The organism is Mycobacterium sp., assembly GCF_036273375.1.
In the GTDB taxonomy this organism is placed as follows: Bacteria; Actinomycetota; Actinomycetes; order Mycobacteriales; family Mycobacteriaceae; genus Mycobacterium.
Genome location: NZ_DASUHS010000249.1, coordinates 1 through 14,541 on the forward strand (window position 1 = coordinate 1; position 14,541 = coordinate 14,541).

Sequence of the window (14,541 nt, forward strand, 5' to 3'; positions counted from 1 at the left end):
AGTGCTCGATCCACGTTGGCGCTCGGCCGCTCGCGCGGTCACCCAGAGTCCGACTTGAATACGCTGGGTGCCGCGAGGCGCGCAGACACTCCGGCGCTATCCCACCAGGACTACGACGAAATTGGGGCTCCGTCATGCCAGAACGATACAAACTAGCACTGACAGCTTTCTTGACGTCTCGGGCGTCAGCAGAGATTCACTCGAAAGCCGTCCGTTGCATCGGAGTGCTCTAAATGGTGCTCGACGCCGTAGGAAATCCGCAGACCATCCTGCTGCTCGGAGGTACCTCCGAGATCGGCTTGGCCATCTGCGAACGCTACCTACAGAACGCGCGCGCGCGGATCGTCTTGGCGGACCTGCCCGATCATCCCCGCAAGGCTGACGCCATCGCCGCGATGACAGCGGCCGGCGCCAAGTCCGTCGAGTGGATCAATTTCGAGGGCACCAAAAGTGACACCCATCCTGCAGTGATCGACCGGGCCTTCGCCGGGGGTGATGTCGACGTGGCGATCGTGGCATTCGGACTGCTCGGCGACGCCGAGGAATTATGGCAGCACCAGCGCAAGGCAGTTCAGATTGCCGAGATCAACTACACCGCAGCAGTTTCGGTGGGTGTGCTGCTCGGCGAGAAGATGCGCGCCCAGGGCTTCGGGCAAATCATCGCCATGAGCTCGGTGGCCGGTGAGCGGATACGACGCTCGAACTTCGTGTACGGATCGACCAAGGCTGGCCTCGACGGCTTCTATCTCGGACTCGGAGAAGCGCTGCGCGAGTTCGGAGTTCGCGTCCTACTGATCCGGCCCGCCCAGGTTCGCACGTCAACGACCATCGCGCACTGGAAAGCGACCGGCAGCAAAGAAGCACCACTGACCGTCGACAAGGAATATGTCGCCAACCTCGCGGTGACCGCGGCCGCCAAAGGTAAGGAATTGGTTTGGGCACCAGCAGCATTCCGTTATGTGATGATGGTGTTGCGACACGTCCCGCGTCCCATCTTCCGCAAGCTTCCCATCTGATAATGCGTAACGCGCTGGCCACCTTCGGCCAGATGGCTTTGGCGGTGCTGGTCGCGGTTGCCGTCGCGGCGGTATCGCTGATAGCCATCGCCCGGGTGCAGTGGCCGGCCTTTCCGTCGTCCAATCAACTGCACGCCCTGACCACCGTCGGGCAGGTCGGCTGCCTGGCCGGTCTGGTGGCCGTCGGCTTTGTGTGGCGGCGCTGCGCCCGTCCCCGCGGCCGGCTGCTGACCCAACTGGCCGGCCTGGTCTTCGTCTCCGCGTTCACCGTCGTGACGCTGGGCATGCCGCTGGGGGCGACCAAGCTGTACCTGTTCGGCATCTCGGTCGACCAGCAGTTCCGCACCGAATACGTGACCCGCCTGGCCGACAGCCCCGCCCTGCGTGACATGACCTATCTCGGCCTGCCGCCGTATTACCCGCCGGGCTGGTTCTGGATCGGCGGGCGCGCCGCGGCGCTCGGCGGGACACCCTCGTGGGAGATCTTCAAGCCCTGGGCCATCACCTCGATCACCATCGCCGTAGCGGTCGCGCTGGTCCTGTGGTGGCGAATGGTCCGGTTCGAATACGCGCTGATCGTCACCACCGCGACCGCGGCGGTGACGCTGGCCTACGGCTCGCCCGAGCCCTACTCGGCGATGATCACCGTGTTGTTGCCGCCGATGCTGGTGCTGACCTGGTCGGGTCTGCGTGCCGGTGACCGGCCGGACGCGCCTGGTCGTGCGGGCTGGGGCGCGGTGATCGCCGGCGGGTTATTTCTCGGCTGGACGGCCACCTGGTACACGCTGCTGTTCGGGTTCAGCGCGTTCACCGTGGGATTGATGGCCCTGTGGCTGGCCGGCGTGCGCTGGAAGCGGAACCGCCAAAGTGGGGGCGTCAAGGCCGCGCTCGATCCACTGCGGCGCGTGGCCGTTATCGGCGGCATCGCCGTCGCCATCGCATGCACGACCTGGTTGCCGTTCGTCGTGCGAGCGGTGCACAGCCCGATCAGCAACTCCGGCAGCGCCATGCACTACCTGCCGGCCGACGGCGCCGAGTTGACGTTCCCGATGCTGCAGTTCACGCTGCTGGGCGTCGTCTGCATGATCGGCACCCTGTGGCTGGTGCTGCGGGCGCGCTCGTCGGTGCGGGCGGGCGCCCTGGCCATCGGCGTGCTGGCGATCTATCTGTGGTCGCTGCTGTCGATGCTCACCACGCTGGCGCGCACCACCCTGTTGTCGTTCCGGCTGCAGCCGACCCTGAGCGTGTTGCTGGTCGCCGCCGGGACATTCGGCTTCCTCGAACTCGCGCAGGCGCTCGCCGCCGCGGGCCGCGACCGCAGCTGGGGCCGCGCCATAGCCCCGGTGGCCGGCGCCATCGGCCTGGCCGCCGCGATCGCGTTCAGCCAGGACATCCCCGACGTGCTGCGGCCCGACCTCACCATCGCCTATACCGACACCGACGGTCACGGGCAGCGCGGGGACCGCCGGCCGCCCAGCGCCGAGAAGTTCTACGCCACAATCGATCACGCCATCACGCAGGTGACCGGCAAGCCCCGCGATCAGACCGTCGTGATGACGGCCGACTACAGCTTCCTGTCCTTCTACCCCTACTGGGGATTTCAGGGGCTCACCTCGCACTACGCCAACCCACTCGCACAGTTCGACCTGCGCGCCACGCAGATCAACAAGTGGTCCAATCTCAAGACCGCCGACGAGTTGATCCATGCCCTGGACACCTGCCCGTGGCCGGCGCCGACGGTTTTCCTGATGCGCCGCGGCGCAGGAGGCAACTACACGCTGCGCCTGGCCGAGGACGTCTACCCCAACCAGCCCAACGTGCGGCGCTACACCGTCGAGTTGCGCGGAGCCCTGTTCGACAACCCGCGTTTCGTCGTGCAAAGCGTCGGCCCATTTGTGCTGGCCATCCGCAGGCCGGGGGCGTAACGGCTGATGAGTACCGACGCTGCGCCTCAAACGGGGCCCCGTACCCCTGAAGAACTAGCATCTAGCTCCGTGAACGACAGGGAAGCGAATCACCGGATCGCCCGGCTGGTTGCTTCCGTCGCCGGGCTGCTCGGAGTGCTGCTGGCGATCGCCACCCCGCTGCTTCCGGTCGACCAGACCACCGCGCAACTGAACTGGCCACAGAACGGCACCTTCGGCAGCGTCGACGCACCGCTGATCGGCTACGTCGCCACCGATTTGACCATCACCGTCCCGTGCGGGGCCGCCGCCGGACTGGCCGGCAGCGGCAGCGCCGGCAAGACGGTGTTGTTGTCGACGGTGCCCAAGCAGGCGCCGAAGGCCGTCGACCGGGGACTGTTGATCGTGCGCGCCAACAACGACCTGGTGCTGGTGGTGCGCAACGTCCCGGTGGTGACCGCGCCGCTGAGCCAGGTGCTCAGTCCGGCCTGCCAGCGGTTGACCTTCACCGCGCACGCCGACCGGGTCACCGCCGAGTTCGTCGGGCTGACCCAGGGACCCAGCGCCGAGCATCCCGGCTCGCCGCTGCGCGGCGAGAAAAGCGGCTACGACTTCCGGCCCCAGATCGTCGGCGTCTTCACCGATCTGAGCGGACCGGCGCCGTCCGGCCTGAACTTCTCGGCGACCATCGACACCCGCTACAGCAGCAGCCCCACCCCGCTGAAGATGGCCGCGATGATCCTCGGCCTGGTGCTCACGGCCGTCGCCCTGATCGCCCTGCACATCCTCGACACCGCCGACGGAACGCGGCACCGCCGCTTCCTGCCCGCCCGTTGGTGGTCGATCGGCGGTCTGGACGCCCTGGTCATCGGCGTGCTGGTGTGGTGGCATTTCGTCGGCGCCAACACCTCCGACGACGGCTACATCCTGACCATGGCCCGAGTATCCGAGCACGCCGGCTACATGGCCAACTACTACCGGTGGCTCGGCACGCCCGAGGCCCCGTTCGGCTGGTATTACGACCTGCTGGCGCTGTGGGCCCACGTGAGCGCCACCAGCGTATGGATGCGGTTGCCTACCCTGGCGATGGCGCTGACGTGCTGGTGGGTGATCAGCCGTGAAGTCATGCCCCGGCTAGGCCATGCCGTCAAACAGAATCGGGCCGCGGCCTGGACTGCGGCCGGCATGTTCCTGGCCGTCTGGCTGCCGCTGGACAACGGCCTGCGCCCGGAGCCGATCATCGCCCTGGGCATCCTGCTGACCTGGTGCTCGGTGGAACGCGCGGTGGCCACCAGCCGGCTGCTGCCGGTGGCGATCGCCTGCATCATCGGTGCGCTGACCCTGTTCTCCGGGCCGACGGGCATCGCCTCGATCGGCGCGCTGCTGGTCGCGATCGGGCCGCTGCGGACCATCCTGCACCGCCGCTCCAAACGGTTCGGCGCGCTGCCGCTGATCGCTCCCCTGCTGGCCGCGGTCACCGTCACCGCCATCCTGATCTTCCGCGACCAAACGCTGACCGGTGAGATCCAGGCCAGCATGCTCAAGCGCGCCGTCGGGCCCAGCCTCAGCTGGTTCGACGAACACATGCGCTACGAGCGGCTGTTCATGGCCAGCCCCGACGGGTCGGTCGCCCGCCGCTTCGCCGTGCTGGCGCTGATTCTCGCGCTCGGGATCACGGTGGCAATGTCGTTGCGCAAGGGCCGGATTCCGGGCACGGCCACCGGGCCGAGCCGGCGCATCGTCGGGATCACCATCATCTCCTTCGTGGCGATGATGTTCACCCCCACCAAATGGACCCACCACTTCGGGGTGTTCGCCGGACTGGCCGGGCCGCTGGGCGCGCTGGCCGCGGTCGCGGTGACCTCCGTGGCGATGCGATCTCGGCGCAACCGCACCGTGTACGCCGCCGTGGTGCTGTTCCTGGTGGCGTTGTCGTTCGCCAGCGTCAACGGCTGGTGGTACGTATCGAATTTCGGCGTGCCGTGGTCGAATGAGTTCCCGGCCTGGCATTACGCCTTCGCCACCGCGCTGCTCGGGTTGACCGTGGTGGTGCTGTTGCTGGCGGCGTGGTTCCACTTCGTCGACCCGAACAACGGGCCACCCAAGACCCGCCTGGGCACACGGGCAGCTGGAATCGTCCAGTCCCCCTTGGCAATTGCGACCTGGGTGCTGGTGGTGTTCGAGGTCGCATCGCTGACCCTGGCGATGACCGGCCAGTATCCGGCGTGGTCGGTCGGTCGCTCCAACCTGCAGGCTGTGACCGGCAAGTCATGCGGACTGGCCGAAGACGTCCTGGTAGAACAAGACCCCAACGCCGGGATGCTCACGCCGGTGAGTGCGTCGGTGGCCGACGCCCTCAGCGCCGGCTTGTCGGAAGCCTTCACGCCCAACGGGATTCCCGCCGACGTGCGCGCGGACCCGGTGATGGAACGCCCGGGCGACCGCAGCTTCGTCAACGACGAGGAGAAGACGGGCAGCAACCAGGCCGGCACCGAGGGCGGCACCACCCCGGCACCGGGGATCAACGGCTCGTCTGCCCAGCTGCCGTTCAACCTCGACCCCGCGCGCACACCGGTGCTGGGCAGCTGGCGTTCCGGCATCCAGGTGCCCGCGCACCTGCGGTCCAGCTGGTACCGACTGCCCGCCCGCGAGAAGGCGGGACCGCTGCTGGTGGTGAGCGCGGCCGGTCGCTTCGATCCCCGCGAGGTCCAGGTGCAGTGGGCCACCGACGAGCAAGCGGCCGGCGGACACCCCGGCGGTTCGCTCCAATTCGCGGACGTGGGCGCGTCGCCGGCCTGGCGCAACTTGCGGTTGGCGATGTCCGCAATTCCCAGTACCGCCACCCAGATTCGGTTGGTCGCTGACGACGAAGACCTGGCCCCGCAGCACTGGATCGCGCTTACCGCGCCGAGGATTCCGCAGCTGCGCACGCTGCAGGACGTGGTGGGCTCCACCGACCCGGTGTTTTTGGACTGGCTCGTCGGGCTGGCGTTCCCCTGCCAGCGACCGTTCGGTCATCAGAACGGCGTGGACGAGGCCCCGAGATGGCGCATCCTGCCGGACCGATTCGGCGCCGAGGCCAACTCACCGGTGATGGACAACAACGGCGGGGGCCCGTTGGGCGTGACCGAGCTGTTGGCCAAGGCGACCACCATGGCCACCTATCTCAAGGACGACTGGTCTCGCGATTGGGGCTCGCTGCAACGGCTGACGCCCTACTACCCCGACGCCGAACCCGCCCACCTGTTGCTGGGGACGGCGACGCGCAGCGGCCTGTGGGGCCCGGCCCCGCTGAGACATTAGGGCGCACAACACATCACGGAAGGCCGGCGGGCGCGTCAGGCGTGCATGGGTTGACCCGCAACCCTTGAGGTTCATTGTTGGTAAGTATAGACTTACGGTTCGTGGTCACTTACCAAACGGGTGACGTCTGGCTGGCGCTGGCGGACCGGACGCGGCGGGCCATCGTGGAGCGCCTGGCCCACGGTCCGTCGGCGGTCGGCGAGTTGGCCCGCGATCTGCCGGTCAGCAGGCCGGCGGTGTCTCAACATCTCAAGGTGCTCAAATCCGCCGGCCTGGTGCGCGACCACGCCGCGGGAACCCGTCGGGTCTATCAGCTCGACCCCACCGGTCTGCAGGCATTACGCGCCGATCTCGACCGGTTCTGGACACAGGCGCTGGCCGGCTACGCGCAGACCATCGACGAGATGAACGAAGGAGCAACATGACGCAGCGGATTCCCGACGTCAATCACCACGTCGTCGTCAACGCCCCCATCCAGCGCGCGTTCGCCGTTTTTACCGAACAGTTCGGCGCATTCAAGCCGCGTGAGCACAATCTGTTGGCGGTCCCGATCGCCGAGACAGTGTTCGAACCTCAAGTGGGCGGCCATATTTACGACCGAGGCGTCGACGGCAGCGTGTGCCGATGGGCGCGAATCCTGGTCTACGAGCCGCCTCATCGCGTGATGTTCAGCTGGGACATCGGCCCGACGTGGCAGGTGGAAACCGACTCGGCCAAGACAAGCGAAGTCGAGGTTCGCTTCACCGCCGAGTCCGACGAACGCACCCGAGTCGAATTACAACACCGCCATCTGGACCGCCACGGGCCGGGCTGGGAGTCCGTCGCCGACGGCGTCGAAGGCGATGCGGGTTGGCCGTTGTACCTAAGTGGGTACGCGGATCTGTTCAGCGGCGGTGACCCGCGATGAGCTCCGAGGTGATGACGATGGCCCGCGAGGAGCGGGCCGATCTCGCGGAATTCCTTGCCACCCTGACACCGCAAGACTGGGATGCGCCCACCCTCTGCACCCGCTGGAGCGTGAAAGACGTTGTCGCGCATGTGATCAGCTACGAAGAGCTGGGCGCGCTGGGGCTGCTGAAACGGTTCGCCAAGGGCTGGATCGTGCGGGCAAACCAGGTGGGCGTCGACGAATTCGTGGCTCTGACCCCGCACCAGCTGCTGGAATTCCTACGCAGCCACCTCCAACCACGGGGACTGACAGCAGGTTTCGGCGGGATGATCGCACTCGTCGACGGCACCATCCATCACCAGGACATCCGGCGTGCGCTCGGCCGGCCGCGCGACGTGCCGCCCGATCGGCTCGCGCGAATCCTTCCCCGCGTGCCCGGTAATCCCCGACTCGGCGCGGGACGCAGGATCCGGGGCCTGCGCCTGCGCGCCACCGATGTCGAGTGGACGCACGGCGACGGGCCTGAGGTGACCGGTCCCGGCGAGGCACTCCTGCTGGCCATGACCGGGCGTCCGGCCGCCCTGGCCGACCTCACCGGGCCCGGGGCTGCCACGCTGGCGGCCCGCGTCCGCGGATAGCGTTCGGTGGCCGACGTCTTGTGTCGGGGCGCTGCGCGGCCCCGCGTCCTCATCGGACAAAGCCGCGTCGCTTACGATCGAGCCTCGTGCCCCACGACGGTAAAGAGCGATCGCAGCGGATGCCCCGGTCGGTGGCTGCCATCGCAGGGATCGTGGGCCTGCTGCTGTGCCTGTCCGTCCCGCTGCTTCCGGTAAAACAGACCACCGCAACGGTCCTGTGGCCCCAGGGCAGCACGGACGGGCACGTCAGCCAGATCACCGCTCCCCTGGTGTCGGGGGCGCCTCGCGCGCTGGACATCTCCATTCCCTGCCCGGACATCGCCACCCTGCCCGCCGCCGGCGGCTTGGTGGTCTCGACCCTGCCACCCGGCGGCATAGACGCCGGGAAGAACGGGCTGTTCGTGCGGGCCAACACCGACGTGGTCGTCGTCGCATTCCGGGACACCGTGGCCACGGTCGCGCCACGCTCGGCGGTCGCCGCCGGGGCCTGCAGCGTGCTGCACGTCTGGGCCAACGCCGGCGCGACGGGCGCCGATTTCGTCGGCATACCCGGCGCCTCCGGGGTGCTGCCGGCCGAAAAGAAACCCCAGGTTGGCGGCGTCTTCACCGACATGAAGGTGCCCGCGGGGCCGGGGCTGTCGGCCCGCATCGACATAGACACCCGATTCATCACCGCGCCCACCGTCGTCAAGGAAATCGTGATGGTCCTGGGCGCCCTGGCGGTGCTGACGGCCATCATCGCGCTCGCGGTGCTGGACCGCCGCAGCCGAGGCGGCAGCACGCTGCTCAACTGGCGCTCCCCCATCGCCTGGCTCTCCAGGTACCGCCCCGGCACGCACCTGGCCAACTGGCGGCGGGTGGGGATCGCGACCTGGATCGCCGACGCCGGGGTAATCGCAACCCTGCTGCTGTGGCACATCATCGGCGCCACCTCGTCGGACGACGGCTACAACCTGACCATCGCGCGCGTTGCCCCCGGCGCCGGCTACATCGCCAACTACTACCGCTACTTCGGCACCACGGACGCACCCTTCGACTGGTATCTCGGATTGCTGTCCAAGATGGCCTCGGTGAGCACGGCAGGCGTCTGGATGCGGCTGCCCGCCACGGTGGCGGCAATCGGGTGCTGGCTGATCATCAGCCATTGGGTGCTGCGCCGGCTCGGGCCGGGCCGCGGCGGCCTCGCGGCCAACCGGGTCGCGGTCTTCACCGCGGGCGCGGTGTTCGTGGCGGCGTGGCTGCCGTTCAACAACGGTCTGCGGCCCGAACCGCTGATCGCCCTCGGCGTGCTGGTCACCTGGATGCTGATGGAACGTGCGATCGCGTTGCGGCGGTTGGCGCCCGCGGCGGTGGCCATCATTGTGGCGTTGCTGAGCGCGACGCTCGCACCGCAGGGCCTGATCGCCGTCGCCGCGCTGCTGACCGGGGCGCGGGCCGTCGCCCAGACGATCCGGCGCCGCCGGACGGCCGACGGACTGTTGGCGCCGCTGGCGGTGCTGGCGGCCTCGCTGTCGCTGATCCTCGTGGTGGTGTTCCGCAGTCAGACGCTGGCCACGGTCGGCGAGTCGGCCCGCATCAAGTACAAGGTCGGCCCGACCATCGCCTGGTACCAGGATTGGCTGCGCTACTACTTCCTCACGGTGGAATCCAACCCCGACGGATCGATGGCGCGGCGATTCGCCGTGCTGGTGCTGCTGCTGTGCATGTTCGGGATGCTGGTCACCCTGCTGCGCCGGGGCCGGATCCCGGGTGTGGCCAGCGGTCCGGCGTGGCGGTTGATCGGCACCACCGCAATAGGCCTGCTGTTGTTGACGTTCACGCCGACGAAGTGGGCGATCCAGTTCGGTGCGTTCGCCGGGCTGGCCGGTGCGCTGGGTGCGGTCACCGCATTCGCCCTGGCCCGCATCGGCCTGCACAACCGGCGCAACCTGACGCTGTACGTGACGGCGCTGCTGTTCGTGCTGGCGGTGGCGACCTCCGGCGTCAACGGCTGGTTCTACGTCGGCAACTACGGGGTGCCTTGGTACGACATCCAGCCGGTCATCGCCAGCCACCCGGTGACGTCGATGTTCCTGGCGCTGTCGATCGCGACCGGCCTGCTGGCCACCTGGCAGCACTTCCGGATGGACTACGCCGGGCACACCGAGGTCAAGGACAACCGGCGCAACCGGGTGCTGGCGTCGACCCCACTGCTGGTGGTTGCGACCATCATGGTCGTCGGCGAAGTCGCCTCGCTGACCAAGGGCGCGGTGTTCCGCTATCCCCTGTACACCACCGGCAAAGCCAACCTGGCCGCGATCAGTTCGGGGCTCTCGCCCGCCAGCTGCGCCTTGGCTGACGACGTGCTGACCGAGCCCGACCCCAATGCGGGCATGCTGCAGCCGGCGCCCGGGCAGACCTTCGGCCCGGACGGCCCGCTCGGCGGCACCAACCCGGTCGGCTTCAAACCCGAGGGCGTCGGCGACGACCTGAGGTCGTACCCGGTGGTCACCAAACCGGGCGTGGTGAATTCCGACGCGTCACCGAACAAGCCCAACGCGGCCATGAGTGACTCCGCGGGCACGGCCGGCGGGAAAGGCCCCGTCGGAGTCAACGGCTCGCACGTCGCGCTGCCTTTCGGCCTCGACCCAGCCCGCACCCCGGTGATGGGCAGCTACGGCGAAAACTCGCTGGCCGCCACCGCCACCTCGGCCTGGTATCAGCTACCGCCGCGCACCGGCGACCGCCCGATCGTCGTGGTGTCGGCGTCCGGTGCCATCTGGTCCTACAAAGAGGACGGCACCTTCACCTACGGGCAGTCGCTGAAATTGCAGTGGGGCATCGCCCGCCCCGACGGCACCACCCAGCCGCTCGCGGAGGTGCAGCCGATCGACATCGGGCCGGAGCCGGCGTGGCGCAATCTGCGGTTCCCGCTGGCCTGGGCGCCACCCGAGGCCAACGTGGCGCGCATCGTCGCCTACGACCCGAACCTGAGTTCGGACCAGTGGTTCGCGTTCACGCCGCCGCGGGTGCCGGTATTGCAGACGATGCAGCAATTGATGGGCTCGCGGACACCGGTACTGATGGACATCGCGACCGCCGCGAACTTCCCGTGCCAGCGGCCGTTCTCCGAACACCTTGGCGTTGCCGAACTTCCGCAGTACCGCATCCTGCCCGATCACAAACAAACGGCGTCGTCGTCGAATGGGTGGCAGGCCAGCGAGGCCGGCGGGCCGTTCCTGTTCCTGCAGACGATGCTGCGCACCTCGACGATCGCGACGTATCTGCGTGGCGACTGGCATCGCGACTGGGGATCCGTGGAGCAGTACTTCCGGTTGGTGCCGGCTGATCAGGCGCCGGACGCCGTAATCGAACAGGGTGTGATGACAGTGCACGGCTGGAGCCGACAGGGACCGATTCGAGCACTCCCATGAGCGTCACGACCGTTGACAACCGCGAAGACAAGGCGGCCCCCCGTCAAGACGTGCGCGTGACACGCTGGGTCGCGACGATCGCCGGGCTGATCGGTTTCATCTTCTCGGTCGCGACGCCGCTGCTGCCGGTCGTGCAGACCACCGCCACGCTGAATTGGCCGCAGAGCGGGCAGTTGAACAGCGTTACCGCGCCGCTGATTTCGCTGACACCGGTCGACGTGCACGTGACCGTGCCGTGCTCGGTGGTGCGCGCGCTGCCACCGGAGGGCGGGGTCGTGCTCAGTACGGCGCCGAAGAAGGGCAAGGACGCCGCGCTCAACGCGTTGTTCGTGGTCGTCAACGGCAAGCGCGTCGACGTCACCGACCGCAACGTGGTGATTGCCAGCGCGGCGCGGGACCAGGTGGCAGGAGCCGCAGGTGCCCCCGGCTGTTCCAGCATTGAGATCACCTCGACTAAGGCGGGCGCCTTCGCCACCTTTGTCGGCCTGAATGATCCAGCGGGCAAACCGATCAGCGGCGGCTTCCCCGACCCGAACCTGCGGCCGCAGATCGTGGGGGTGTTCACCGACCTCAGCGGGCCGGCCCCGGCGGATTTGAAGCTGTCGGCGACCATCGACACCCGATTCTCCACCACACCGACGACGCTGAAACTGGTCGCGATGGTGCTGGCGATCGTGTCCACCATCGTCTCGCTGATCGCACTGTGGCGCCTCGACCAGTTGGACGGGCGGCGGATGCGCCGGCTCATTCCGGCGAACTGGCGCACGTTCACCCTGGCCGACGTCACGGTGATCTCCGGCTTCGTCCTGTGGCATGTGATCGGGGCGAACTCGTCGGACGACGGCTACATCCTGGGCATGGCCCGGGTCGCCGACCGCGCCGGCTACATGTCGAACTACTTCCGGTGGTTCGGTAGCCCCGAGGACCCCTTCGGCTGGTACTACAACTTGCTCGCGCTGATGACCCATGTCACCGACGCCAGCCTGTGGATGCGGTTGCCGGACCTGATCGCCGGAATAGTGTGCTGGCTGCTGCTCTCGCGAGAAGTGCTGCCGCGACTGGGGCCCGCGGTGGCCGCGAGCAAGCCGGCGAACTGGGCGGCGGGCATGGTCCTGTTGACCGCATGGATGCCGTTCGACAACGGTCTGCGCCCCGAGCCGATCATCGCCGTCGGCTCACTGATCACCTATGTGTTGATCGAGCGCTCCATGCGCTACAGCCGGCTCACCCCCGCGGCGCTGGCGGTCATCACCGCGGCGTTCACCCTCGGCGTCCAGCCAACCGGATTGATCGCGGTGGCCGCGCTGGTCGCCGGTGGCCGCCCGATCCTGCGCATTCTGGTCCGCCGTCACCGCCTGGTCGGCACGTTGCCGCTGGTGGCGCCAATGCTGGCCGCCGGCACGGTCATCCTGACCGTGGTGTTCGCCGACCAGACGCTGTCAACGGTGCTGGAAGCCACCAGGATTCGCACGTCGATCGGCCCCAGCCAGGCCTGGTACACCGAGAACCTGCGCTACTACTACCTGATCCTGCCCACCGTCGACGGGTCGCTGTCGCGCCGCTTCGGGTTCCTGGTCGCAGCGCTGTGTCTCTTCACCGCCGTCTTCATCATGTTGCGGCGCAAGCGGATTCCCGGTGTGGCGCGCGGGCCGGCCTGGCGGCTGATGGGCGTCATCTTCGGCACCATGTTCTTCCTGATGTTCACCCCCACCAAGTGGGTGCACCACTTCGGGCTGTTCGCCGCGGTGGGAGCGGCGATGGCCGCGCTGACGACCGTGCTGGTGTCGCACGAGATCTTGCGCTGGTCGCGCAATCGCATGGCGTTCCTGGCGGCGCTGTTCTTCGTGCTGGCGCTGTGTTTCGCCACTACGAACGGCTGGTGGTACGTCTCCAGCTACGGCGTTCCGTTCAACAGTGCGATGCCTAAAATCGGCGGAATCTCGATCAGCACAATATTTTTCGCATTCTTCGCGATTACCGCGCTGTGGGCGGTGTACCTGCACTTCGCCCCCAGGGACCGCGGCGAAGGACGGTTGGCGCGGGCGCTGACGGCCGCGCCCATCCCCGTCGCGGCCGGCTTCATGGCGCTGGTGTTCATCGCATCGATGGTGGCCGGCATCGTTCGTCAGTACCCCACCTACTCCAATGCCTGGGACAACCTGCGCGAGTTCAGTGGGGGCTGCGGGCTGGCCGATGACGTGCTCGTCGAGCCGGACAGCAATGCCGGCTTCATGGCGCCCCTGCCCGACAATTACGGCCCGCTCGGGCCGTTGGGTGGGGTAAACCCAACGGGATTCAATCCCAACGGCGTGCCGGATCGCACCCTGGCCGAATCGGTCAAGGAAACATCGGTACCGCAGCCTGGCACCGACTACGACTGGGATGCACCGCTCAAGCTGACGACGCCGGGCATCAACGGGTCGACGGTTCCACTGCCGTATGGCCTCAACCCCCAACAGGTTCCGCTGGCCGGCAGCTACACGACCGGCGCGCAACAGCAGAGCAGGCTGACCTCGGCCTGGTACCAGCTGCCGAAGCTCGATGACGGGCACCCGCTGGTGGTGGTGACAGCCGCGGGCACGATCGCCGGCAACAGCATCCTGCACCACCACACCAGCGGGCAGACCGTGGAGCTGGAATTCGGTCGGCCCGGCCCAGATGGCTTGGTGCAGCCGGCCGGCCGCCTGGTGCCGTACGACCTATACGGCGAGCAGCCGAAGGTGTGGCGGAACCTGCGCTTCGCGCGCTCCCAAATGCCCGCCGACGCGGTCGCCGTGCGAGTGGTCGCCGAGGACCTGTCGCTGACACCGGACGACTGGATCGCTCTGACCCCGCCGCGGGTGCCCGAGCTGCGCTCGTTGCAGGAGTACATCGGTTCCAAGCGGCCGGTGCTGATGGACTGGGCGGTCGGGCTGGCGTTCCCGTGCCAGCAGCCGATGCTGCACGCCAACGGCGTCACCGAGATCCCGGAGTTCCGCATCACCCCGGACTACAACGCCAAGAAGCAGGACACCGATACCTGGCAGGACGGCGTCAACGGTGGCTTGCTGGGCATCACCGACCTGTTGCTGCGGGCCCACGTCATGTCGACGTATCTGTCCCATGATTGGGGCCGCGACTGGGGATCGCTGCGCAAGTTCGACACCATCGCCGATGCGCACCCGGCGCAACTCGACCTCGGCACCGCCACCCGCACCGGATGGTGGTCGCCCGGACCGATCCGCATCAAGCCGTAGCGAGCGAACGAAGCACTGCAGTTGCAAATGGCTTTGCGACGTCATTATCCATCGGTTGAATAGTGCGCCGAATTAACGGCAGAGTAATTACAGGTCACGGGTTTAAAAGCGCCATTTGTGGGTGAATACTGATTCCGCTGTG

General features: G+C 67.7%; 8 protein-coding genes. All 8 read left to right on the forward strand.

Annotated features, from left to right (window positions below; genetic code table 11):
- Positions 1 to 233 precede the first annotated feature (233 nt).
- The 8 genes from dprE2 to VFW69_RS22095 all read left to right on the forward strand — a co-directional run bounded on the left by dprE2 (position 234) and on the right by VFW69_RS22095 (position 14,399).
- A complete protein-coding gene (gene dprE2, locus VFW69_RS22060; protein ID WP_526504590.1) occupies positions 234 to 1,016 on the forward strand; it encodes a decaprenylphospho-beta-D-erythro-pentofuranosid-2-ulose 2-reductase in 783 nt (260 codons plus the stop codon).
- Positions 1,017 to 1,018: 2 nt separating this feature from the next.
- On the forward strand, positions 1,019 to 2,941 hold the full coding sequence (locus VFW69_RS22065) for an arabinofuranosyltransferase (RefSeq protein ID WP_526504592.1): 1,923 nt from the start codon (positions 1,019 to 1,021) through the stop codon (positions 2,939 to 2,941).
- 6 nt (positions 2,942 to 2,947) lie between these two features.
- Complete coding sequence (locus tag VFW69_RS22070) at positions 2,948 to 6,223, forward strand: arabinosyltransferase domain-containing protein (protein WP_526504594.1); 3,276 nt, start codon at positions 2,948 to 2,950, stop codon at positions 6,221 to 6,223.
- Between the two features lie 101 nt (positions 6,224 to 6,324).
- Entirely contained in the window at positions 6,325 to 6,648 is a 324-nt protein-coding gene (locus VFW69_RS22075) for an ArsR/SmtB family transcription factor (protein WP_526504596.1), read from the forward strand.
- The gene (locus VFW69_RS22080; protein ID WP_526504598.1) at positions 6,645 to 7,130 is read left to right on the forward strand and encodes an SRPBCC family protein; all 486 of its coding nucleotides are present in this window, start codon (positions 6,645 to 6,647) and stop codon (positions 7,128 to 7,130) included. Before VFW69_RS22075 ends, VFW69_RS22080 begins: the two co-directional genes overlap by 4 nt.
- Positions 7,127 to 7,750: a maleylpyruvate isomerase family mycothiol-dependent enzyme gene (locus VFW69_RS22085; protein ID WP_526504600.1), complete on the forward strand. Its 624-nt coding sequence runs from the start codon at positions 7,127 to 7,129 to the stop codon at positions 7,748 to 7,750. Before VFW69_RS22080 ends, VFW69_RS22085 begins: the two co-directional genes overlap by 4 nt.
- 86 nt (positions 7,751 to 7,836) lie before the next feature.
- Positions 7,837 to 11,163: an arabinosyltransferase domain-containing protein gene (locus VFW69_RS22090; protein ID WP_526504602.1), complete on the forward strand. Its 3,327-nt coding sequence runs from the start codon at positions 7,837 to 7,839 to the stop codon at positions 11,161 to 11,163.
- Positions 11,160 to 14,399, forward strand: coding sequence for an arabinosyltransferase domain-containing protein (locus tag VFW69_RS22095; protein WP_526504604.1), 3,240 nt, complete (start codon positions 11,160 to 11,162; stop codon positions 14,397 to 14,399). Before VFW69_RS22090 ends, VFW69_RS22095 begins: the two co-directional genes overlap by 4 nt.
- The last annotated feature ends 142 nt before the right edge of the window (positions 14,400 to 14,541 follow it).

What these genes read in the sequence shown, in the direction of transcription:
- dprE2 (WP_526504590.1), top strand. Translation starts at nt 234, where the DNA reads ATGGTGCTCGACGCCGTAGGAAATCCGCAGACCATCCTGCTGCTCGGA.
- VFW69_RS22065 (WP_526504592.1), top strand. Translation starts at nt 1,019, where the DNA reads ATGCGTAACGCGCTGGCCACCTTCGGCCAGATGGCTTTGGCGGTGCTG.
- VFW69_RS22070 (WP_526504594.1), top strand. Translation starts at nt 2,948, where the DNA reads ATGAGTACCGACGCTGCGCCTCAAACGGGGCCCCGTACCCCTGAAGAA.
- VFW69_RS22080 (WP_526504598.1), top strand. Translation starts at nt 6,645, where the DNA reads ATGACGCAGCGGATTCCCGACGTCAATCACCACGTCGTCGTCAACGCC.
- VFW69_RS22085 (WP_526504600.1), top strand. Translation starts at nt 7,127, where the DNA reads ATGAGCTCCGAGGTGATGACGATGGCCCGCGAGGAGCGGGCCGATCTC.
- VFW69_RS22095 (WP_526504604.1), top strand. Translation starts at nt 11,160, where the DNA reads ATGAGCGTCACGACCGTTGACAACCGCGAAGACAAGGCGGCCCCCCGT.